We start from the raw sequence: 22,213 nt of genomic DNA on the forward strand, positions 1-22,213 counted from the left end.
TATCAGATCAAGCCTTGAATTAATAAAGTTATTGCCATTACTACTCCGCAGCGTACGGAGGCTTTTTGTGAAGCACCCATCAGCGGGATATAAGCCGGCGAAGCATTATGTTGCTTGAGACTACTGTAAATGCGCAGCGGCCAGAAAGCTGTAACCAGCGCCAGCAGTGCGTAAACAGGAAGTACACCCAACAGCACACAGACTATCACCGAAGCGTAACCAGTAAAAAGAAGTACACGTGAGAATACAAGTGCCTTTTGTTCTCCCCATACTACAACAAGCGTAAGCTTACCCGCCTGCTCATCCGCTTTCCAATGTAGGAAATGGTGATTAAACAACAATAATGTAGTTAAAAATCCGACAGGCAGCGAGAGAATTACAGGCTTCATGCTAAACTGACCGGTTTGTACGAAATAGGAGCCTAATACAGGCATAATCCCAAAAGCAATAAAAATGGCCATCTCACTATAGCCTTTGCCGCGATAGCCATAACGCAGTGGCGGAGCCACATAGAAATAAGCGATTAAAGCACCAACAAGTACAAACCAAAGGATATTCCAACCGCTATATATACTAAGGATCCCACCACAGATAAGGGCAATCGCCAGCATACTCCAGGTCATCCTTGCATAAAAAGGCTCCGAGAGGATTCCACCTGTCAGTAGCCCGGAGTTTGTGCTGATTTCACCAGCGGAATTCTTTGCTTCTGTATCGGTTCCGTTGCGGAAGTCCCACAGATCATTCACCATATTGGAGAACAAATGCGCCGAAATCGCCCCTATTAAGGTAAGAATAAATAAAACCGGATGGAATGTCCCTTCCCATACATATGCCCCAACGGTCCCCAAAACAATCGGGATGAGCATAACAGAAAAACTCCAAAACCGGGTCGCCTTGGTAAATAATGTCCATTTGTTCACTTCAAGCTTACCGCCTTTTTCATATGATTTGATAATAATTATCACTGACTATTATACATCAATTTTCAATAGATTGTGAAGATTATCACTGCATATAATGTCTATTCTTGACATAATACTTCCGTTTGTTTGGTTAAGTATCTTGATAATGGAAGATAAAAATGTAAACAATTCCTTATTTCACGCAGGACCCCTATTTTACGACAAAAAATGAGTGTTGTTTTATAGGCAAGCACATACCGATATGATATGATAGGCAAGCCTATGAACAGCACCCCTTACGGGCTGTTTTTAAGAGCGTAAAACTATATATAATAATGGAGGCTTTTACTGTCATGTCAGCGCAATCCCCTAACACCCAATCTGTCAAAATCGTCACTGCCGACCCTAGCGCCATCGGGCTATTCGGACTGGCTATTGTCACATTGGTCGCTTCTTCACAGAAGCTTGAATTTACAACAGGACTTAGCTACGTTATTCCTTGGGCTATCTTCCTGGGAGCATTCGCGCAGCTATTCGCCGCCATTCAGGATGCTAAGCACAACAATACCTTTGGTATGACCGCCTTTGGCGCCTACGCTTTCTTTTGGTTCGGCATGGCTAGCAGCTGGCTAATCAAGCTTGGCGTATTTGGTCCAACGCTTGCGGAGGCTGTAGATCCTAAGCAGCTCGGATTTGTATTTCTGGGTTACTTGATCTTCACACTCTTTATGACGATTGGTGCCGTTGAGGCAAATAGAGTTCTGCTTATCATTTTTGTATTGATAGATTTTCTCTTTATCGGACTAACCTTTGATTCCTTTGGGATCGCTCCAGAATTCTTCCATAAGCTAGCTGCTTGTGCTGAGCTTGGTATTGGTATCGTGTCCCTTTACGGATGTGGAGCATCCGTGCTAAACGCTCATTTCGGCCGCAGCTTCTTACCGATTGGAGCTCCGCTGGGCATCTTCAAAAAATAGAAATTGTTCTGATCTGAAACTAATACTTTTGCAAGCCGAAAGGATGCTGAGACTATGCATGTCCTGTCCTCTTCTGAATTAGCGGTAACTGCTATTTTCGCCCTTATTCTCGCAGTTATTGCCTATCTGATCATTCGGAATATCCCGAAGATGGTTGGCGATATTGCGGCTTTTCGCAAAAGAACACTGGTTTGGACCCAAGTTTCACTAGTACTAACGGTGCTTCAGTTGAATTTTAAAGCAGGCGATTGGCGCTTTTCTATCGTCCTTGGACTCATTGTGTTATTTACCGGAGCTATTTGGCTGTCCGCCCGTTATTACGACATCAGTCGCAATGCAGGTCCAGAATCTAAAGATCCTGAAGTACATTAGTAAATCTCAAGCTCCCGAAAGGGGGCTTTTTTTTATAATTTCAGAAAGCTTCTTCGCATAGTTCTCCCCACCACAACCATACTAATGACATTCTAATAAAAGTAACGGGAGGATTATCAGGGTGAGCAAAAAAATCAATCTGCTAATGTTCAGTGGGGAATACGACAAAGCGATGGCTGGACTGATCCTAGCAAATGCCGCAAGAGATATCGATGTCGAGGTTACTATGTTTTTTTCATTCTGGGGTCTATTTTTGGTGCGTGATCCGGAGAAAATGACTCTTGAGGACAAGAGTATCTACGAGAAGCTGATGGATGTTATTACACCGAAGGGCCCTGGGCAGCTGCCGCTCTCTCATCTGAACTTTAGCGGGCTGGGACGAATGATGCTGGAGGAAATGATGGAGGAACAAGGCGCACCGAAGCTGATTCATTTTCTAAAAGGGGCTCGTAAAAAAAACATCAAATTCTATGCCTGCAAGCTCTCTGTGGAGATCATGGGCTTTAAGCCCGAGGAACTGCTGCCAGAGGTCGAAATCATTGATGCTGCGGCATATTTAAAGGACGCTTTAGAAAGTGATGTACAGTTATTTATTTAAAGTCTGACTAGGCTTTAACCCAATCCCCCATGCAGGCATATACTGTTGCCATAGAAACTACTGGCACGCCGAAAATACACCCCATTAACTTAACACTGACGGCGTACGGGCTGGAGGGAATATCCGTGCTAAACATCATCCACGCCTCTTCTGCAGAGACGCCCGCTTCATTACAAGACCATTTTAATACTTTTCGTGGTCACACCATCGGCATTCGGCATCAAATCAACACCCCTTATGGCAGACAGCCGCTTCTGTATGCCGATTGGACCGCAAGCGGGCGCTTATATGAACCGATCGAACGCAAGTTGCAGGAAGCCTTCGGTCCCTACGTCAGCAATCCACATACAGATTCCAACACCACCGGACTAATCATGACGCAGGCTTATAATGAAGCTCGCCAAATCATTAAGAACCATGTAAATGCTGGCCCTCAGGATGTACTGCTCTTCTGCGGCAATGGAACAACAGGAGCCGTGAACAAGCTGCAGCGTATCATGGGATTAAGGCTCCCGGAATGGCTACTGGAACATAATAACCGTGCACTGGAAGACCGCCCCGTTATCTTCACCAGCCATATGGAGCATCATTCCAATATTCTTCCTTGGCAGGAGGGACTTGGTGACGTCGTTACCATTCCCGCCGGAAAGGACGGAAATATTGACCCTCAACAGCTTGAAGACCAGCTGCGACTGTACCCCAATCGCCGTTTCAAGATTGGTTCATTTACAGCTTGTTCTAATGTGACTGGAATTCAGACGCCTTACGCAAAGCTAGCGGCTACTATGCATCGTCATGGGGGCGTATGCTTTGTGGATTTTGCCGCCAGTGCTCCCTACGAGCCTATCAATATGCACCCACCTTCCCCACTGGAGAAGCTTGATGCGATCTTTTTTTCTCCGCATAAATTTCTGGGTGGGCCGGGCACAAATGGCGTTCTAATCTTTGATGAAGCGCTGAGCAATGGACGTATTCCTGACGAACCGGGTGGAGGTACAGTAGCCTGGGTCAACCCTTGGGGAGGACGCCGCTACACTAATGCGATTGAGATGCGGGAAGACGGGGGAACACCGGGGTTTTTACAGGCTTTTCGCACGGCACTTTGCGTGAAGCTGAAGGAGCAGATGAATGGAAACGGTCAATATATGGTGATTAGAGAACACGAGCTGTGTCAGGAATTAATGGCAGGACTCCGCAGCATCCCGGAGTGCGCGCTGCTGGCCGGAGATCATACAGAACGTCATGGAATCGTCTCTTTTACACTTCGTGATATCCATTACAACCTCGCTGTTCAGCTGTTGAATGACCGTTTCGGCATACAAGCTCGAGGCGGCTGCTCTTGTGCAGGTCCATACGGACATTACCTTCTTGGATTAGGGTGGACGCAATCCGCTCAGATTGCCGGAGCGATCATGAGCGGCGACCAATCCTTCAGACCAGGGTGGATTCGCATCTCCCTACATCCCATTATGACTAATCAGGAAGTAGAGAGAATTGTATCCGCTGTAAGGAGTATTGCGACCCATGTCCAGCAATGGAAGCAGGACTACCTTTACGATACTTCCACGAACAGCTGGAATCATATCTACGCGCAGCATTCACCCGAGATGAAGCTCCAAGAACTCTTCACCATGTAACAATCTAACTTATCACACGTTGCCCTTCACCATGTCCAAATCGGCAGCACTGGCATTGGAGATGACCTGTTCTACATTTTTGCAGCCCGGAATTACACTGGTTACTGCGGAATGCTGGAGACACCAAGCCAAAGCCCACTGCGCCATATCCAGACCTGACGGCACTTCAGTAGCAGCAATTTCTGCTACTGCGCGCAGCTGCTTTTGTCTTACATCCTCTTTATGGTTAGCTCGCACATCACCCTGAGCAAAAACCGCATCTGGCTTATACTTGCCGCTCAAATAACCACTGGCTAACGGAACGCGAGCTAACACACCTAATTGATGCTCGATGCACAGCGGAAGAATCTCTTCTTCAGGTTGACGATCCAGCCGATTATATACTACTTGTATGGCCTCTGCTTGCACATCCGCTGCCGCAGAGGTCTGGTGCACCCCCGAGCCCGATGCACTGATCGACACGCCCAAATGACGGATTTTGCCGGCTTGCTTCTGTCTGTCGAGCATACTCCACAGCTTATCATTATCGAATTGCTCATCCGTTCCGGAATGGAATTGATAGAGGTCAATATACTCTGTTTGGAGTGCGCGGAGGGAGTCGTCTAGCTGCTTAAGCACATCCTCAGCACGCCATAGCTGTTCCCGCTGCAAATGCCCCTGAAAATGATGGCCAAATTTCGTAGCTACAACCCAGTCCTCGCGTTTGCGGCGCGCCAGATAATCCCCGATGAACTTCTCCGACAAGTGATCTCCGTAACATTCTGCCGTATCAATCAGATTAATACCCAGCTCTCCAGCCTTATCCAGCATGGCATCGACTTCAACCTGAGTGAAATCCTTGCCCCACTCTCCGCCAAACTGCCAAGTCCCTAGGCCAATCACCGAGACATTCATTCCTGTACTGCCAAGCTTACGATATTTCATCATCATTTCCTCCTTTATTCTATTTAAATTTAGGGATTCAAGTTAATTCTGACTCTATGCTAAGCTATCTTGTTCCCATCCTGTGCTGTTCTAGCAAAACGCGCTTCGATGGCTTTGACTCCCCATAACGACAGCCCGATAAACAACAGAACATAGATAATCTCCCACGGCTGGCGAATGAAACGTTCCAGATCGTTGCCAATGTATGAAACTGCGAATACCATAATCGCTTTGCCTACCGTGAGCGCAAGAAGATACGAACGGAACCTCATCCCGGCAAGCCCCGCTGCCATATTAATCACAACAAAAGGTCCTACCGGAAATATACTAAGCAGAAAAACATAGCTAAATCCGCTTTGCCGCACCCACGTCATGCTTTTGGCTACTTTGGGCCGCGCTGCCCATTTTCGTAAATAACGATGGGAGGCTACTTTGCGGATAATCCAAAAGGTAGTCACACAGCCTGCAACCAGACCGATCCAAGAATACAAAAAACCTAACCATAAACCATATACGGCCCCATTTAACCCTACGATCGCAATAGTTGGCAGTGGTGGTATAAATGATTTCATAAACGTTAACGCAATGCCCGGAAAGGGCCCAAACGAACGATATTGTTCAAGCAGATGCCGCAGATTATCCTCTGTCAGCCAAGACATAATATCAAGAAAATACATAACCAGCTGATCTCCTCATCCGATTGGAATTCTTAACACTTGGTCTCAATTATACACGAAGTTACGTTTATTCCTACAGTGCCGCCAATATAGAGTGAGCAACCGGGACTAATTAAATGACAGGGAGAAAATTCTTCGTTACTATAGACAAAAATACATATTAGACGGGGGCATAAGGTTATGATCATTCATTCAGAAACGTTGGATCTGCAAACTACCACTGAGCAGGATTTAGCGTTCGTTCTAGCCATTGAACAAAGTGAGCTTAATCGTGCCTATATCGGACAGTGGAGTAAAGACGAGCACATTACGGCTATCCATGATCCAGATATCCTGCATCTTACAATTTGGGAGAGGTCCGGGAAAAGAGTCGGCTATATCATCGTAACAGGACTTCAAGATATTCATCTTACCGTTTGTATTAAACGAATCGTCATCCATTCCAAGGGCTTTGGGTATGGCAAACTGTCGCTTCGTCTCGTGAGCGACTGGATCTTCCAGCACACCGAGACGCATCGGCTATGGTTGGATGTTAGAGATCACAACCACAGGGCTCGCCATGTCTATGAAAGCTGTGGCTTTACACTGGAAGGGACTCTACGTGATTGTATGAAGGTTGAGGGACATTTTGAATCTCTGCATATCATGTCCATATTACGGTATGAGTATATAGAGCGTGAGCAGCAGCGACAGAAATAGATTAGGGAAATCCTCCCTGATCTTTGGTCTTTCAGGTGCCTATAACTGCAAATCAGGGAAAACTTCCCTAATATTCAGCGAATTTGAGCAAAATCGGCGTATTTCAGTAATTTTTAGGGAGGTTTTCCCTAAATCGTCTATTCGGGGACCCTAATCAGCCACTTTTTAGGGAGGTTTTCCCCAAAAAGTGTATGCCGCGATGATAATCGGCTATTTTCAGAGAAGTTATCTCCACGCACCCTTTCAGGAACACAATAAAAAGCCGAGCAGTAGGCCCCCTATCCTGCGCAGGCTCACTACTCAGCTTTCAATTCCATTTCCCTCAAACCTCTCCACTGTAACAACCCGCCTGCTCACCTTCCGCCCTCAGCCCCGCAACCACAAGGGTTGTCACGTACTTACGGGCATCCGCTGTCAGCAGTAACAGCTCTACCGAGCTTTTAGCCGGCTCCCCTCTGACAAACTTTATTCGGGCACCGTCCAAATCCTCTTGGATGCCGGCAATCGTATATCCTTTAAAAAGCAGCCCATCAATCTCCTGCTGTTCTTTGGCATATTCCGCAAAAGCAGACATTAGACTACACCTCCGCTGATTTCTGCCTTAGAAGGAAGAGGAGCCTCCGCTGCAAAACGTTTGCGTTTCAAATATTTTCCCGAACCTGCTTTGCCGACAAATTGTTTGTCACGAATAACAAATTCGCCTCGACTGAGAACAGAAACAGGCTCTCCCTTCACTTCAAAGCCCTCAAACGCATTATAATCTACGTTCATATGGTGCGTGTCCGCAGAAAGGGTTCTTTCTACAGAAGGATCAAAAATGACCAGGTCAGCGTCACTACCTACTGCGACCGTGCCTTTTTGCGGATACAAGCCAAACAGCTTGGCGCTAGAGGTAGCAATAATGTCTACGAATTTGTTCAATGAGATCCGGCCTTTCTGCACACCTTCCGAATATAGAATTGTAAACCGGTCCTCAATGGTCGGCCCACCGTTCGGGATTTTGGAGAAATCGCCCAGCCCCAGATCCTTTTGTCCTTTGAAATCAAACGAGCACTGGTCAGAGCCAATCGTCTGCAAGCTGCCGCTCCATAACGCATCCCACAAAACATCCTGATTCCACTGCTCACGCAGGGGCGGAGACCACACGTATTTAGCACCTTCGAAATTAGGCTTTTCCAGTGCCGTCTGATCCAGCACTAAATACTGTGGACAAGTCTCGCCGTAGACGCGCAGTCCCTTTTTACGCGCTTCAGCAATCTTCCAAGCAGCTTCCGCACAGGTCACGTGTACAACATACAGCTGAGAATCTGTCAGTTCGGTTAGATAAGCTGCGCGTCCCGTAGCTTCACCCTCCAGCTCCGGCGGGCGGGTCAGCGCATGAAAGATCGGATCAGTGTTGCCTGCGGCCAAGGCCTGCTCAACAAGATATTCAATGACATCTCCATTCTCCGCATGCACCATAACGAGTGCACCTTCTTTTTTCGCAGCTTGAAGGGTCTTAAAAAGTGTGCCGTCATCCGCCTGAAAAGTATTCTTATAAGCCATAAATACTTTGAGCGAGGTAATGCCTTCATTCTCAATTATCTCCGGAAGCTCACCCAGTACTTTATCGTTTAATTCTGAGACCATAAGGTGGAAGCTGTAATCAATCACCGCTTTATCCTGCGACTTATGATGCCATGTATCTACGGCTTGCTGTAGCGGTTGTCCTTTGGTGGTTAAGCAAAAATCAATGACTGTGGTCGTTCCGCCATATGCAGCCGCAATAGTTCCCGTCTCAAAATTATCAGCTGTAACCGTGCCGCCAAAAGGCATATCCAGATGGGTATGAGGATCAATGCCTCCAGGAAAAACATAACACCCCGAGGCATCTATAATTTCCGCACCAGGGACATCCAAATGAAGGCCAATCTCCGTAATAACCCCGTTTTCAATCGCCACATCGCCTGTATAAGTATCTGCTGCGGTAACGATGATGCCATTTTTAATAATCTTTTTCATCCTTACACCACCTCCACTTCCGAATAGGTGCCATTCAAACTGCCGATCACTTTCTGCCGCTGATTCCAGGTCAGTGGAGCTGCCCCGGTATCCACTGGAACCATATCGATCGCGCCGTCTGCTGGACAGACAATAGAACAAAGATTACAACCTACACAATCTTCCTCGCGGACCTGTAGAATAGCTTTCCCATCTGCATTAGTTAACATATCAATACACTGATGTGAAGCATCTTCGCAGGCAATATGGCATTTATTACAGTTGATGCAGTTGTTCTCATTAATACGGGCAACAACCTTATAGTTGAGATCCAGATCACCCCAGTTGGAGTACCGGGATACCGATTTACCGATTAACTCTGTTACAGAAGCCAAGCCTTTGTCATCCAAATAGTTGTTCAGGCCATCGATCATTTCCTCTACAATCCGGAAGCCATGATGCATGACCGCTGTACATACTTGAATGCCCGTAGCACCCATCAGCATGAATTCAACAACATCCTGCCAGGTCGAAATCCCTCCAATACCGGAGATAGGAATGCCTACTCCCCGGTCACGGGCACACTCGGCCACCATACTAAGCGCAATTGGTTTCACAGCCGGCCCGCAGTAACCGCCATGTGCACCCTGACCCCCAACATTCGGAATTGTGTTCCAGCTATGAATATCTACACCAGCAAGACTGTTGATCGTGTTGATCATACTAATTGCGTCTGCTCCACCCTTAACCGCATGGCGGGCAACGACGGTGATATCCGTAATATTAGGCGTCAGCTTCACAATCACCGGGGTCGTTGCAACTTCTTTTACCCAGGTGGTCTGTGCCTGCACCAGATCAGGCTGCTGCCCCGAAGCAGCGCCCATTCCACGCTCAGCCATCCCGTGCGGACAGCCAAAATTAAGTTCCAGGCCGTCTACACCCACATCCTCTACCCGCTTAACAATCTCATGCCATTTATGCTGCGTTGGTTCTACCATCAGGGAGGCTATAATCGCATGATTAGGGAATCTTTTTTTCGTTTCATAGATTTCCTTCAGATTAACTTCAAGCGGACGGTCGGTGATCAGTTCAATATTGTTAAAGCCCGCGACCCGTTGCCCATTGAAATTTACTGCCGCAAAACGCGATGAGGTATTAATGATCGGATCGCCGAGCGTCTTCCACACCGCACCGCCCCAACCTGCTTCAAAGGCCCGCTGCACTTGATAACCTGTATTCGTAGGCGGCGCGGAGGCCAGCCAGAACGGATTCGGTGATTTGATTCCTGCGAGATTAATACTTAAATCTGCCATGATGTTCCCTCCCTGTCATGTAAAATCCAATTTGATTTCTACGCTCAGCCCGCTGATCTAACAACGACCTCCTGCTGGCCTGAGAATTGTTTAACAATCGCATGGGCTGCATCTTTTCCCTGCTGTGCCGCTGACACAACCATGGCCTCACCCTTACCTGAACCAAAAATAATGTCCCCAGCGGCATAAATCTGCGGATCGGAGGTTTGGCAGGTGACCTCATCCACCTTAACAACCCCACGGTCATGCATAAGACCTAAGGAATCTATTAGATCCAGACGACGCTTTTGACCAATAGCTATTACAACCGCATCTACAGGAATCAAGAACTCAGAACCCTCGATCGGCATAGGTATTGGACGCCCATCTTTGCCCAGCTCCTCCGTCAGCTTCATCTGCACACATTCCAGTGCGGTTACATTCCCAAGCTCATCACCCACGATACGTTTCGGTAAGGTAAGCCAGCTGAACTCCACACCTTCCTGCTTCGCGAATTCATATTCAAAGTCATATGCCGTCATCTCTTCGCGGGTCCGGCGGTAGACCATTTTCACATTGGTGGCTCCCAGCCGCACTGAGCAAGTCGCTGCATCAATAGCCGTATTCCCTGCCCCAATGACAGCGACCCGCTGACCCATCAGCTCTAGCAGAGGAATGCCCGTCTTAGTAGATTCTACAAGCGCAATAGCGTCATAAACTCCAGCCATTTTTTCACCTTCAATCCCTATTGGAGGCACATATCCCATACCCGCTGCCAAAACGATAGCATCATAATTCGACTTCAGCTCATCTACAGAAACATCCACTCCGACTTTTACACCTGTACGTATTTCCACACCCAGCTTCTCTACCTGCTCTACTTCCCAAAGAGATACAGACTGCGGGAGCCGAAACGATACAATCCCATGTGTATCCAGCCCACCCGCTAACGCCTTTGCTTCGTAGATCACAACAGCAAAACCTTCACGGGCGAGCTCCCTAGCCGCAGACAATCCCGCAGGACCACCACCAATTACGGCTACCTTTTTCCCATTAGGGGTGCCAGCCTTAAATAATTGAACTCCGCTGTTCATCGCCCAATCTGTCGCATAACGCTGCAGCAGTCCGATTTGGATCGGCGCCGAGGCATCATTTAACACACAGGCTCCTTCACACAGCTCATCTGTAGGACAAACACGAGCACAACTGGCACCCACAGGATTGGAATCCATAATCGTCTGTGCCGAGCCTTTCAAATTGTCAGTAGCGATCCGTTTGATAAAGGAGGGAATATTAATGCTGGTCGGACATGCTTTTATACATGGGGCATCGTAGCAATATAGACAGCGATTAGACTCATCCAGGGCACCTTTATGGGTCAGAGGCGGCTCAGCCTCGGCGAAATTGCGCATGAACATATCAGGTGTAAATGCTGTTAACGGAGATGAATGCTCCATCACTAGTCCCTCCTTATGGGTAATTTTTCATATTTGTGTTATATAATATAACATTATTTCAAGTTTTGTCTGAATATTTTGCTTACATCTTTAATTTATTGTAGTAATATAAGCATTAACAGAAATTATCTCTCAACGTTCTTCCTGATTAGGTTATATATACTGACATCCGTTAATCAAACTATAGTCATTTCGAATTTTCGTTGCATTAGACACTTTGTCTAATTTCAAAACTGTATTTTTTACGTGTGAGAATAGGCTGAGAATAACAAGGCGTTAGCCGAAGGCCAGAGCGCAGAAGATCGAGGGGGAGTACCTATGGATTGGGAGCTTGTATTAACCATTCGTGACGCTTTAAAAAGACCACTATTCGCAGAAGCCGAGGTGATCGGCGGGAAAAGCGGCCTAAGCCGTGCCATTCGCTGGGTGCATGTGCTGGAAAGTGCCAACTTCGAGACTCTGATTCATGGCGAAGAAATGATTTTGACTACGGGGATTGGTGCAAGTGTCGATCTCCCTTCCTCCTTGGAGTTTATGCAGAACCTGATCGACAAAAATGCAGCTTGCCTATGTATTGAGTTAGGTACGTATTTCAGTACCATCCCGCAAGAGATGATCGACTTAGCCGACAGGCATGACTTTCCGCTAATCATCTTCACCCGCACGGTTCGTTTCGTAGATATCACGTTGGATCTTCACTCGATTATCATCAACCGGCATCACCGGATGCTCCAAGAACTTGAAAAAATCTCACGTGAATTCCACCGCCTGACCTTAACTTCACAAGGAACGCTGAAAGTGCTGCAATTATTGTGCAAAAGTACCCGCACACAAATTGTCTATATGCAGCTGCAAGGCAAACCCTTATTTTTTCCGGCACTTCCGCCGGAAGAGCAGGCTCCATTGCTGAATTTTTTCACCGCCTTCGGCGACGAGCTGGAAGGAATTCAACCTGACGCCGCCCCCTATATCCGGGAATATGGACAGAAGACCATCGCGCTCAAGCCTGTAGGTGCGCTGGATCAGACCTGGGCTTACATTCTGATGGTATGCAATCACAAACCACAGGAGTTCGACTGTCTGCTGCTGGATTCCGCCTCTTTGTCCATTGCACAAGAGCTGCTGCGGACGCGGTATATGGAGGAGCGTAAGCTTTTTTCAGAAAATCTATGGGTCGACGAGCTGATCAATGGCCGCATCGAAGATGATAACCGCTTAAAGGGCCTGATCGGCTCTAATTTCAACGTAGTCAACGAGCTCCCTTACCGTGTATGCCTTATAGAGATCAAGAACCCCAGAGATGTAAAATGGAACAGCTCAGAGAACGAATGGGAGTCCATCACCTTCCACCTTTCGCTCATCCTGCGTTCCATCTTTGAGAAATATTCTTTACGTCCGCTGATCACCCTTAAGAACAATCGCCTCACCGTCATCGCCCTCGATATCCAATCGAAAATGCCTGGAAAAATGCGACTTCAACAAGCACTTGAAGCCCTGCAGAACATCCGCTCCGATGAGAAGCTCAAGGATTTGCAGCTCGTCATTGGAGTTAGCAAATCGCATAAGCGCCTAAAACGAGCCTATTCCGGTTATCAGGAAGCCCTACAGGCATTGTCGTTATACTCCTGTTACCAGAAGTCACTACTCTTCTATGAAGAGCTGGGTGTATTCCAGTTGCTGTTGAGCTTAAATGACGGAAAAACGTTGCAGAACTTCATTCGCAGTTATCTCGGCCCGCTAATCGACCACGACCAAACCAAAGGCAGCGAGCTGCTGCTTACCCTTCGTGTTTATCTGGATCATGATGGTTCCAAACAAATTGCCGCTCGAAACCTATTCATTGTCAGACAGTCCCTTTATTATCGCCTGGACAAAATAACAGAGCTACTGGGTGAAGACTTCATGCAGCCAGAGAATCGGATCTCCATTCAAGTCGCCCTGCGCGCTTACCAATTTCTATATCCAGACAAAATCACTTTACCTAGCCCCCGTTCAGCACAGATTTAAAGGTATCGATAATAAATTCTATATCTTCATCCGTGGAGGATAACGGCGGGGCGAAGGTAAGCACGTTGTTGAACCCAGCTACGGTATCGCCATTTTTACCGATGATAAGCCCCTTGGACTTACATTCGGCAATAATCCCCTTCACAATATTCAGATCAACCGGTTTCTTACTGACCTTGTCTTCAACCAGCTCAATCCCTGTCACCAAACCAAAGCTGCGGACATCACCTACAAGCTTGTGATCAAGCAGCTCAGTAAATTCTGTATTTATTCTTTTACCTAAAAGATCCGCACGTTCCACCAGCTTCTCCTGCTCGATAATTTCCAGATTACGCAGCGCCAGCGCACAGGAAGCAGGGTTACCACCAAAAGTATTCACATGGCGAAAATGCCCATAGTCATCGCTATTGTCCTTAAATACCTCATAGATATCCTTACGAACAGCAGTGGCAGATAGAGGAAGATAAGCGCTAGTCAGTCCCTTAGCCATCGTTACGATGTCAGGCTTCACATTAAAGTTGTGATGACCAAACTTACGTCCAGAACGTCCGAATCCACAAATCACCTCATCCATAATGAGCAACACACCGTGCTTACGGCAGATTTCCTGCACCCGATCCAAATAAACCTGATGCGGTACAATGACGCCACCACCCGTAATTACAGGCTCCATAATCACCGCAGCTACCGTCTCCACGCCTTCCCAGATGATCATATCCTCTATGGACTGTGCACACTGGAGGTTGAATTCTTCCACAGTCATCCCGACCGGGCGGCGATAGCTGTCCGGGGGAGCTACATGCAGAAAACCACCCGCCAACGGTTCATATTTATATTTGCGCTGGGCCTGGCCCGTTGCAGATAATGCCCCAAGTGAACTGCCATGGTACCCACGATAACGGGCAATGAATTTATGGCGATAATGCTGGCCGATTTGCTGCTGGTACTGGCGGGCCATTTTGAAAGCAGCCTCATTGGCTTCCGATCCACTATTGGAAAAAAAGATCACATAATCGTCTCCGAGCCACTCATTCAGCTTCTCCGCCAGCGCAATCGCCGGGAGATGACTTTGTGTCAGAGGAAAATATGGCAGGGTCAGCAATTGATTGTAAGCAGCTTCCGCCAGCTCCTTGCGCCCGTATCCCACATTTACACACCACAGGCCAGACATCCCGTCCAAAAATCGATTGCCCTGTATATCTGTAATCCACGACCCACTTGCCGAGGCGGCAATCATAGGCGGGTTCTTTTCACTATAAGGCGTAATGTTGTGCCATAAATATTCCTGATCCTTCTTCACCGCAAGCTCACTATCGTTCCCCAGAATCTGCATAACATTTTCTCCTCTCAGCAGCTATTTTCTCTAATAACGGGCAGTGATCATCTTTTTACGCGTATAGAACTCCACCCCATCACGCCCATTGGCATGCAGGTCTCCATAGAACGATTTCTTATAACCCGAGAAGGGGAAAAATGCCATGGGGGCAGGCACACCCAGATTCACACCCAACATCCCTGCATCAATTTCTTCCCGAAATTCACGGATCGCCTTTGCGCTATCTGTATAAATACACGCCCCATTCGCGAATGGGGATTGATTCGTTACCGCAATCGCTTCACTCAGACTTTTTACACGAATCACAGACAATACCGGCGCAAAAATTTCATCCTTCCAGAGGGTCATTCCCGGCTGTACATGATCAAATATCGTCGGCCCGATAAAATAACCCGCACCACCCGTAGCCGCATCCTTCCGCCCATCTCTCACAAGCTTGGCTGCCTCAGCTTCACCAGTCTCAATGTAATAAAGCGTCCGCTCCTTATTCGACTGGCGAATTACCGGACCCAAAAACACCCCATCATCCGCGCCATTACCAATTTTAAGCTCATCCGCAGCCGCAGCCAGACGGTTCACTAGCTCGTCAGCGATATCCTCATGAACCACTACGACCGAGCAAGCCATACACCGCTCACCTGCCGAACCAAAGGAAGCCGCAATGATATTTTTGACCGCATTGTCCAGCTCCGCATCAGGCAGCACAATCGAGTGATTCTTGGCTCCAGCTAGCGCCTGCACCCGTTTTCCCTGCGCTGTCCCTGTCTTATATACATATTCCGCAACTGGCTGCGAACCCACGAACGAAATCGCCTTCACTTCATCATGCTCCAGCAGCCCATTCACAACCTCGTGCGCCCCATGTATCACATTCAGTACACCTGGAGGAAAGCCCGCTTCGGCAAATAACTCTGCCAGTCGATTAACCAGCAGCGGCGTCCGTTCAGAAGGCTTCAGCACAAAGGTATTTCCACAAGCGATGGCAAGCGGAAACATCCAACAAGGAACCATCATCGGAAAATTAAACGGGGCAATCCCCCCGATAACCCCCAATGGATAACGGTACATCCCGGATTCAATTCCGGTAGCAATGTCCGGAAGCTGGCTGCCCATCATCAACGTGGGGATGCCTGCGGCAAATTCCACACACTCAATTCCACGCTGCACCTCACCTTGCGCCTCTTCCAGACTTTTGCCATTCTCCAGCGTAATCAGCTCGGCCAGCTCATGCCAATGCTTTACCAGCAGCTGTTGATATTGAAAAAAATAGCGGGCACGACGCGGCACAGCGACCCTTTTCCACGCTTGAAATGCCGCCGCAGCCGCTTCTACCGCCGCACCCAGCTCTTCCTTACTAGAAATGGGCACATAAGCAATCACTTCACCTGTCGCCGGATTATAAACCTCTTCATCTCGCCCGGACGACGATTCTACCCAAGCTCCATTCACATAATTCTTAACTCTTTCAGCCTGCGTTACTAGGAGAGACATAGTTCGCACCCCTTTCTCTGTTTCAGATGCACTGATGGACTGCTGATTATAATAGATGACCGCCAGATCAGGCGGCCATCCACTATAACATTAAGCTCAGTTAGTTATTTTGCCGCCATTTCTACGATTTCGTTCGTATAAGCCTCATCTACCTTAACCGGTTCTTTAATGACACCAAATTTAAGCGAAATATCAGCGGTTTGCTGGAACGCCGCCGCATCGGTATATCCCATCTTGGCACTGTCAAAGCCTTCAGGCAGAATCAGCTTGGCAACCTCAGTCATCATTGTCAGCTGATGTTCCTTCGTCGTACTGCCGTCTTCCGCTTGCTTCATCACACTGTCCACGGCAGTTGCAGGATCAGCAATTGCATCTTTCCAGCCCTTCAGGGAGGCACGTACAAACTTTGCTGCAGTCTCTTTATTCTCCGCAAGCCATTCCTTATTCGCGAACAAGTTATCCTCAAGCATCGCAACGCCTTCTGTATTCATGTCGATGACGTTCAGATCCTCAGCCTTAATACCTGACTCCAAAACCACTTGGTACTCGTTATAAGTCATCGCTGAGGCCGCATCGATCTGATCGCCCAAGAACTGATCCATCGTGAACCCTTGCTTCGTAAAGCTTAGGTCCTTATTCGGATCGAACTTATATTTATCGAATAACGCTAATAGTTCAAATTCGTTGCCACCCATCCAGTTGCCGACTTTTTTACCCTTAAGATCAGCGGCTGAGTTAATGCCAGCAGTTTTTTTGGAGACCAGGACCAACCCGCTCTTTTGATAGATTTGCGCGATCTGCACCAGCGGCATTCCCTCTTCAAGACTCGGCAGCAAGCTGGCTACCCAACCCACACCGATATCTGCGGAGCCACCTGCCACTTGCTGTTCCGGAACGATATCAGGCCCACCCGGCAGAATTTCTACATCCAAGCCTTCTTCCTTGTAATATCCTTTATCCTGCGCCACAAAATACCCAGCGAATTGTGCCTGCGGCACCCATTTCAGCTGTAGCTTCACTGTAACTGGATCAGCAGCCGGTTCAGTAGCAGCACTTGCGTCAGGAGCTGCTGAAGCTTCAGGGGCAGTCGTAGCTTCAGCTGCCGAGTTATTATTGTTGCCACCGCAACCCGCCATTAAAGAAACACTCAACATCATCACGATTGCCAACAAACCACCACGAAATTTGCGTTTTTTCCCGTTCATCAATCGAACTCCCCCTATCGTAATTTAAGTTTGTAACAAGCACAGTATGGACAATCATCGTGGTGCGTTTATGCATACAGCCGTGGGCGGTTTCTCTTTTCCATTCCCACTATGGCCGGATGTAATGAGGGTAATATTAAGTACGCTGCGAAGGATGCCACTTAATGAATACTTTCTCCAGCCGCTCAACCACTAAATAGAAGAGCACGCCTGCAATTGCAGCCAACACAATACAGGACCAACCCAGTGGCATTTTGGCAACTTTAATGGAATTGGAGAGCAGATATCCAAGCCCTTTTGAGGAGAAAAAGAATTCCCCAACAATGGCACCAATCATACTGGCAGTAGCATTAATCTTCAGTGCTGTAAATACATAGGGCAGACTGCTCTGAATCCGCAGATAACGGAATACCGCCGGTTTACCCGCCGCATAAGAATGCATCAGATCCAGCGCCAATGGATCAATCGCCGCCATACCTTTATAGGCGTTGATCGCCATCGCTGCCATTGTAGTTGCTGTTACTATGGCAATTCGTGAGCCTATCCCATCTCCAAACCACAGATTCATGATGGGCGCGAGGGCGACGATAGGCACAGCATTTAGGGCGGCAACCAGCGTCAAGCTTCCACTCCCCCAGCGCGGCCAAGCTGTCGCGACTAAAGCGATCAGGAAGCCGATAGCAGAACCAACCAACATTCCCAGCACAGCTTCAGCAAGAGTGTATCCGGTATAGGACAGCAACAAGCTGAAATTATCTCGCATGGTTTCGGCGATGGCTGTAGGCAGCGGGAGTTGATATTTTTTCAGATCAAAGATCTTATGAAAAAATTGAAATTCCCATAGTGCAAGAAATAACAGACCTGCCAGTACAGGCAGCAGTACCCCTGCGCTAAATATCCTCTTCAGCATTCGTGAGCCGCCGCGACTCGCCGTAGCTTCCGCAGGTTTCGGAACGGCTACAGCATTCTTTGGTGTAGCCGTTAGCGCCGGCTGAGCCATTTCTTTACCAGTAGAGCCTATAAACGTGGTCTCCCGAACGGAGTTAGTTTCCATTAGCGGCTGCCTCCTTTCGGACGATATTCAGGCTGCCAAGGCGTTACCAGGCGTTCTATCAGACTGATTAACCAGTAGCTTACGATTCCCAGCAAGGCACCCACAATCACCGTAGACCAGAACATATAGGTGTGAGAGCTTCCATAATAGAGATTGCGCAGCATAATTACACCAATGCCATGCTGGGCACCCATAAGCTCCACCAGAATAGCTCCAGTCACAGCAAGTGGGGCAGCTATCTTAAGCCCACCGAACAAACCCGGCAAAGCCGCCGGGAATCTGAGTTTCCAATAGACCGCCCAAGGTTTCGCCGCGTAAGAATGCATCAATTCGAGCGCTGATGGATCTACACTCCGCAAGCCGCGCAGCATGTTCAGAGCCACGGGGAAAAAGGTGATATATCCCGAAATAATAATCCGCGAGGTCTGCTCATCGCGCACAATCCCGTAGATGATGGGCGCCAACCCCAGAATCGGAATCATCTGCGAGGCAATAGCATAAGGAAAAGTTAATTGCTCTATTGTCTTCGACAAGCTCATCAGCACCGCCAATGAGGCACCAGCTACCGCTCCAATCAGGAAGCCAACACCAGCATTACCGAAGGTCGCAGCCCCCTCCTTCAAGAGCGTGTCTCCATACTGCCATAAGGTAGCTAACACCTCATGAACATATGGCAGCTTGGACTGTGCCAACGGCGTCTCCACCACATGGAGCAGCATCCAGGAAGTCCCTTCCCAGACTAGCAGCAGGCCAAAAATCCAGACGAACAACGGCAGCAGACGGCCTCGCACAAAGATACTGCCCCCTTTCATCACTACACCCCTTCGAAGCTGTCGCGAATACGTGCGATCAGTTCGAAAAACTCTGGGCTATTTCTCATTTCCGCCGTTCGCGGACGTGGCAGAGGAATTTCGACCACAGCGGACAAGCGACCTGGATGCGGGGAAAGGACAAACACCCGGTCAGAGAGGAATATAGATTCAGGAATACTATGAGTTACAAAAACAATTGTGTTCTGCACTTTACTCCAGACAGACAATAACTCTTCATTCAATCGCTCACGCGTAAATTCATCCAGCGCAGAGAACGGCTCATCCATGAGCAGAATTTCCGGCTCCATCGATAGCGCTCTGGCAATCGCTACACGCTGCTGCATCCCGCCGCTGAGCTGCCACGGATATTTATCCGCAAAGCTCTGCAGCCCCACCAGATCAAGAAGCTCCATCGCCTTTTCCTCACGGATTGACTTCTTTACCCCCATCAGCTCCAGTGGCAATGTGATGTTATGCTTCACTTTTCGCCAGTCGTATAACACTGGACTTTGAAAAACAATGCCATATTTTTGCGCCAGCCTGGCTTCTCTGGCACTTTTCCCAGCTACCACAATGTTCCCGCCTGTTGGTGCTATGAGATCGGCCATCAGTCTAAGCAGCGTCGTTTTGCCACATCCGGAAGGTCCGAGCAGGGAGACGAACTCCCCTTTTGCAATATCAAGACTCACCTGATGCAGGGCAAGCACTTCCGCAGCTTCTGTCCGATAACGCATTTCAACATTCTCCAGCTGAATCTCAGGAATATTTGTCGCTAGTGATGACATCCTCAGTCCCCCCTTTTCAAAATAAGCCATGTTTATAATGTTATATAAACTGACGCTATTTAGATAAAATAAAGAAAACTTCTATTGCATGTAGTATTAACTAACATGTTACACGCTGCTCACTGGACTCTCACTAGACAATTAGTAAAATAGCTCCTGTTAAATTGCGTCATTTTGTCTAGGAGACATTTTTTTCACCACAAACCCGAAGTATTTTTTTTATATCCGCAGATATGTGGTAATATTTATCCATATCTTTCCTCGGTAGGTGACAATAGACCCATGGGATCTATAATCTCGAATTATATTGTAATTGTTGCTATATCAGGTGTGCTGAGTGTCTTACTAGCCCTTTTCGCCTATTATAAAAAAACTGATTTCTTAGGAATCAGGGCTTTTGTTATAAGCTCCTTTACCTCTGCTATTTACACCTTCGGTTTCGCATTAGAATTATCGGGGAAAACTCTGGAGGAAATCAGCTTCTGGATTAAGTTAGAATATCTGGGGATGCCCTTTATTGCGCCGGCTAGTCTAATCATGGTGATCCATTTCGTTGGGCTGGAAACGCTGTTTAAAAAAGGCATACGGGCGGCGTTATTTATCATTCCATTCATTACAACGCTGCTGGTCTGGACCAATGATTACCATCATCTCTTCTATAAATCCATTTATTTACGGGAAAATACGCCCACCCCACTCGTTGATGTTGTGATGGGACCTTGGTATATCGTTCACGGCAGCTTTACTTTCGGCTGTCTGCTGGCAGCCATTTGCCTCATGATATGGCAGTGGAACCGGATGAAAAGGGTATACCGCAGGCAGATCATCACAATAATAATCGGGTTAAGCCTTCCAACCCTCGGCGCTTTTTTGTATCTGATAGGCTTGACTCCTTACGGAATGGATCCCGTCCCGATCATTATGAGCCTAACCTCCTCCCTATATATTTGGGCTATTTTATCCCGGGGCATGTTAACGGCTGCACCTATTGCTCGTGAGAATCTGTTCGAGAGCATGCGGGAGGGAGTGCTTGTCACCGACCGCTCGGACATGCTCGTCGATTACAATCGTGCAGCCGCGGATATGATAGAGGGGCTCAACTCCTCATCGATTGGCAAACCGCTAGCACAATTGTTTCTTAACGCAGGCAAAGACGCCTTGTCCTATGTGATGGATGCCGAGCCACTGTTGCGCGAAGAACGGGAAGTGGCTTGGAACAAAGCAGAGGAGATCTGCTATTATCAAATCCGCTCCTCTCCGGTACAGAAACAAGAAGGGCACATAGCAGGACAGATGATCATGCTGATTGACGTGACTGAACGAATACTGCTTCAGGAGAAGCTGCGTCAATTGGCTACGATGGACAGCCTAACGGGTATCTATAACCGCTCCTATTTTTTGGAGCTGAGTCAAGCATTGCTTGCCCGGGCTGCCAGCCTGCGAAGCTCATTATCTATGATTTTGCTGGATGTGGACTTCTTCAAGAGCATTAATGACCGCTATGGGCATCAATATGGAGATCAAGCTCTACAGCATATTGTCCAGGTGTGCAGCAGACATCTGCGGGAGGGAGATCTCTTTGGCCGTTATGGTGGTGAGGAATTTGTGATCTGTCTGCCAGAGACGTCACTGAAGCAAGCAGCATTGCTCTGCGAAACTATCCGCGCGGATATTGAACAAAGCACCTTATATACCGTCATCGGGCCCATTAATGTGACCGCAAGCTTTGGAGTTGTGGAGGCCCTAAATCCAGAGGCCACTCTAGAAGAACTGCTATCTGAAGCCGACCATGCTCTGTATAGCTCCAAACGGAATGGACGCAACGCTGTGCATCTCTCCCAAAGGTCAGAAATCATTCTTTTCAAGCCTGTTTAATGATAATCATGTCCCTTCCTGCGCATTCAACAACTGGCCTTATTTTTCATAGTCTGTTTTTAAGTTTAATAAGAGTTATCTGAAAAACTAATCAGAGTGTTGAGAGTAAAATTTGCTTGATGGGATATGGAGG

20 protein-coding genes are annotated in these 22,213 nt (G+C 47.8%); 7 read left to right on the top strand and 13 right to left on the bottom strand.

Annotated elements, in window-relative coordinates; all coding sequences use genetic code 11:
• Positions 1 to 2 precede the first annotated feature (2 nt).
• Entirely contained in the window at positions 3 to 920 is a 918-nt protein-coding gene (locus tag MHI25_RS29415) for a prenyltransferase (protein WP_340394719.1), read from the bottom strand.
• 335 nt (positions 921 to 1,255) lie between these two features.
• Here MHI25_RS29415 and MHI25_RS29420 point away from each other — a divergent pair, with 335 nt between their 5' ends.
• From MHI25_RS29420 to MHI25_RS29435, 4 genes are all read left to right on the top strand, one after another.
• Positions 1,256 to 1,879 carry a GPR1/FUN34/YaaH family transporter gene (locus tag MHI25_RS29420; RefSeq protein WP_036682044.1) on the top strand — a complete coding sequence of 208 codons (624 nt, stop codon included), beginning with the start codon at positions 1,256 to 1,258 and terminating at the stop codon, positions 1,877 to 1,879.
• Between the two features lie 54 nt (positions 1,880 to 1,933).
• Positions 1,934 to 2,251 (top strand): hypothetical protein, encoded by a 318-nt coding sequence (locus MHI25_RS29425; protein ID WP_076124017.1) that lies wholly within the window; start codon positions 1,934 to 1,936, stop codon positions 2,249 to 2,251.
• 121 nt (positions 2,252 to 2,372) lie between these two features.
• Positions 2,373 to 2,849 (top strand): DsrE/DsrF/DrsH-like family protein, encoded by a 477-nt coding sequence (locus MHI25_RS29430; protein WP_036682046.1) that lies wholly within the window; start codon positions 2,373 to 2,375, stop codon positions 2,847 to 2,849.
• Between the two features lie 125 nt (positions 2,850 to 2,974).
• Positions 2,975 to 4,486 (top strand): aminotransferase class V-fold PLP-dependent enzyme, encoded by a 1,512-nt coding sequence (locus tag MHI25_RS29435; RefSeq protein WP_340394720.1) that lies wholly within the window; start codon positions 2,975 to 2,977, stop codon positions 4,484 to 4,486.
• A gap of 12 nt (positions 4,487 to 4,498) precedes the next feature.
• Here the strand turns inward: MHI25_RS29435 and MHI25_RS29440 are convergent, their stop codons facing one another.
• Complete coding sequence (locus MHI25_RS29440) at positions 4,499 to 5,410, bottom strand: aldo/keto reductase (protein WP_076301471.1); 912 nt, start codon at positions 5,408 to 5,410, stop codon at positions 4,499 to 4,501.
• 59 nt (positions 5,411 to 5,469) lie between these two features.
• Positions 5,470 to 6,087, bottom strand: a complete 618-nt coding sequence (locus tag MHI25_RS29445; RefSeq protein WP_036682051.1) for a TVP38/TMEM64 family protein — start codon at positions 6,085 to 6,087, stop codon at positions 5,470 to 5,472.
• A gap of 180 nt (positions 6,088 to 6,267) precedes the next feature.
• On the opposite strand from MHI25_RS29445, the gene MHI25_RS29450 reads away from it, so the two are divergent.
• Positions 6,268 to 6,786: a GNAT family protein gene (locus tag MHI25_RS29450; protein ID WP_248548950.1), complete on the top strand. Its 519-nt coding sequence runs from the start codon at positions 6,268 to 6,270 to the stop codon at positions 6,784 to 6,786.
• Positions 6,787 to 7,108: 322 nt separating this feature from the next.
• On the opposite strand, the gene MHI25_RS29455 is transcribed toward MHI25_RS29450, so the two are convergent.
• From MHI25_RS29455 to MHI25_RS29470, 4 genes are read right to left on the bottom strand one after another with little or no spacing between them, the layout of a single operon-like run.
• On the bottom strand, positions 7,109 to 7,360 hold the full coding sequence (locus MHI25_RS29455; RefSeq protein WP_051491218.1) for a hypothetical protein: 252 nt from the start codon (positions 7,358 to 7,360) through the stop codon (positions 7,109 to 7,111).
• Positions 7,360 to 8,787: a dihydropyrimidinase gene (gene hydA / locus MHI25_RS29460; protein WP_248548949.1), complete on the bottom strand. Its 1,428-nt coding sequence runs from the start codon at positions 8,785 to 8,787 to the stop codon at positions 7,360 to 7,362. The genes MHI25_RS29455 and hydA overlap by 1 nt, the downstream gene beginning before the upstream one ends.
• Positions 8,788 to 8,789: 2 nt before the next feature.
• Positions 8,790 to 10,079, bottom strand: coding sequence for an NAD-dependent dihydropyrimidine dehydrogenase subunit PreA (preA, locus tag MHI25_RS29465; protein WP_076099706.1), 1,290 nt, complete (start codon positions 10,077 to 10,079; stop codon positions 8,790 to 8,792).
• Between the two features lie 44 nt (positions 10,080 to 10,123).
• Entirely contained in the window at positions 10,124 to 11,515 is a 1,392-nt protein-coding gene (locus tag MHI25_RS29470; RefSeq protein ID WP_076179221.1) for an NAD(P)-dependent oxidoreductase, read from the bottom strand.
• A 318-nt stretch (positions 11,516 to 11,833) separates the two neighbouring features.
• On the opposite strand from MHI25_RS29470, the gene MHI25_RS29475 reads away from it, so the two are divergent.
• Positions 11,834 to 13,522, top strand: coding sequence for a PucR family transcriptional regulator (locus tag MHI25_RS29475; protein WP_076124031.1), 1,689 nt, complete (start codon positions 11,834 to 11,836; stop codon positions 13,520 to 13,522).
• Here the strand turns inward: MHI25_RS29475 and MHI25_RS29480 are convergent.
• The 6 genes from MHI25_RS29480 to MHI25_RS29505 form a co-directional block, all read right to left on the bottom strand.
• On the bottom strand, positions 13,497 to 14,855 hold the full coding sequence (locus MHI25_RS29480) for an aspartate aminotransferase family protein (protein ID WP_312149343.1): 1,359 nt from the start codon (positions 14,853 to 14,855) through the stop codon (positions 13,497 to 13,499). The two genes, MHI25_RS29475 and MHI25_RS29480, sit on opposite strands and share 26 nt — an antisense overlap.
• 30 nt (positions 14,856 to 14,885) lie before the next feature.
• The gene (locus MHI25_RS29485) at positions 14,886 to 16,349 is read right to left on the bottom strand and encodes a CoA-acylating methylmalonate-semialdehyde dehydrogenase (RefSeq protein WP_076282151.1); all 1,464 of its coding nucleotides are present in this window, start codon (positions 16,347 to 16,349) and stop codon (positions 14,886 to 14,888) included.
• Positions 16,350 to 16,453: 104 nt separating this feature from the next.
• Positions 16,454 to 17,554: an ABC transporter substrate-binding protein gene (locus MHI25_RS29490; protein WP_076124036.1), complete on the bottom strand. Its 1,101-nt coding sequence runs from the start codon at positions 17,552 to 17,554 to the stop codon at positions 16,454 to 16,456.
• Between the two features lie 136 nt (positions 17,555 to 17,690).
• Positions 17,691 to 18,608, bottom strand: coding sequence for an ABC transporter permease (locus tag MHI25_RS29495; RefSeq protein WP_081390534.1), 918 nt, complete (start codon positions 18,606 to 18,608; stop codon positions 17,691 to 17,693).
• Positions 18,608 to 19,420: an ABC transporter permease gene (locus tag MHI25_RS29500; RefSeq protein WP_076191718.1), complete on the bottom strand. Its 813-nt coding sequence runs from the start codon at positions 19,418 to 19,420 to the stop codon at positions 18,608 to 18,610. Before MHI25_RS29500 ends, MHI25_RS29495 begins: the two co-directional genes overlap by 1 nt.
• A 2-nt stretch (positions 19,421 to 19,422) precedes the next feature.
• A complete protein-coding gene (locus MHI25_RS29505; RefSeq protein WP_036682061.1) occupies positions 19,423 to 20,205 on the bottom strand; it encodes an ABC transporter ATP-binding protein in 783 nt (260 codons plus the stop codon).
• A gap of 282 nt (positions 20,206 to 20,487) precedes the next feature.
• On the opposite strand from MHI25_RS29505, the gene MHI25_RS29510 reads away from it, so the two are divergent.
• Positions 20,488 to 22,080, top strand: a complete 1,593-nt coding sequence (locus MHI25_RS29510) for a histidine kinase N-terminal 7TM domain-containing protein (RefSeq protein WP_076124039.1) — start codon at positions 20,488 to 20,490, stop codon at positions 22,078 to 22,080.
• The last annotated feature ends 133 nt before the right edge of the window (positions 22,081 to 22,213 follow it).

The organism is Paenibacillus sp. FSL E2-0177 (assembly GCF_037992975.1).
GTDB classification, from domain to species: Bacteria; Bacillota; Bacilli; order Paenibacillales; family Paenibacillaceae; genus Paenibacillus_AQ; species Paenibacillus_AQ odorifer.

What these genes read in the sequence shown, in the direction of transcription:
- MHI25_RS29425 (WP_076124017.1), top strand. Translation starts at nt 1,934, where the DNA reads ATGCATGTCCTGTCCTCTTCTGAATTAGCGGTAACTGCTATTTTCGCC.
- MHI25_RS29490 (WP_076124036.1), bottom strand. Translation starts at nt 17,554, where the DNA reads ATGAACGGGAAAAAACGCAAATTTCGTGGTGGTTTGTTGGCAATCGTG.
- MHI25_RS29470 (WP_076179221.1), bottom strand. Translation starts at nt 11,515, where the DNA reads ATGGAGCATTCATCTCCGTTAACAGCATTTACACCTGATATGTTCATG.
- MHI25_RS29505 (WP_036682061.1), bottom strand. Translation starts at nt 20,205, where the DNA reads ATGTCATCACTAGCGACAAATATTCCTGAGATTCAGCTGGAGAATGTT.
- hydA (WP_248548949.1), bottom strand. Translation starts at nt 8,787, where the DNA reads ATGAAAAAGATTATTAAAAATGGCATCATCGTTACCGCAGCAGATACT.
- preA (WP_076099706.1), bottom strand. Translation starts at nt 10,079, where the DNA reads ATGGCAGATTTAAGTATTAATCTCGCAGGAATCAAATCACCGAATCCG.
- MHI25_RS29475 (WP_076124031.1), top strand. Translation starts at nt 11,834, where the DNA reads ATGGATTGGGAGCTTGTATTAACCATTCGTGACGCTTTAAAAAGACCA.
- MHI25_RS29440 (WP_076301471.1), bottom strand. Translation starts at nt 5,410, where the DNA reads ATGAAATATCGTAAGCTTGGCAGTACAGGAATGAATGTCTCGGTGATT.
- MHI25_RS29500 (WP_076191718.1), bottom strand. Translation starts at nt 19,420, where the DNA reads ATGAAAGGGGGCAGTATCTTTGTGCGAGGCCGTCTGCTGCCGTTGTTC.
- MHI25_RS29455 (WP_051491218.1), bottom strand. Translation starts at nt 7,360, where the DNA reads ATGTCTGCTTTTGCGGAATATGCCAAAGAACAGCAGGAGATTGATGGG.
- MHI25_RS29485 (WP_076282151.1), bottom strand. Translation starts at nt 16,349, where the DNA reads ATGTCTCTCCTAGTAACGCAGGCTGAAAGAGTTAAGAATTATGTGAAT.
- MHI25_RS29445 (WP_036682051.1), bottom strand. Translation starts at nt 6,087, where the DNA reads ATGTATTTTCTTGATATTATGTCTTGGCTGACAGAGGATAATCTGCGG.
- MHI25_RS29450 (WP_248548950.1), top strand. Translation starts at nt 6,268, where the DNA reads ATGATCATTCATTCAGAAACGTTGGATCTGCAAACTACCACTGAGCAG.
- MHI25_RS29510 (WP_076124039.1), top strand. Translation starts at nt 20,488, where the DNA reads ATGGGATCTATAATCTCGAATTATATTGTAATTGTTGCTATATCAGGT.
- MHI25_RS29480 (WP_312149343.1), bottom strand. Translation starts at nt 14,855, where the DNA reads ATGCAGATTCTGGGGAACGATAGTGAGCTTGCGGTGAAGAAGGATCAG.
- MHI25_RS29420 (WP_036682044.1), top strand. Translation starts at nt 1,256, where the DNA reads ATGTCAGCGCAATCCCCTAACACCCAATCTGTCAAAATCGTCACTGCC.
- MHI25_RS29495 (WP_081390534.1), bottom strand. Translation starts at nt 18,608, where the DNA reads ATGGAAACTAACTCCGTTCGGGAGACCACGTTTATAGGCTCTACTGGT.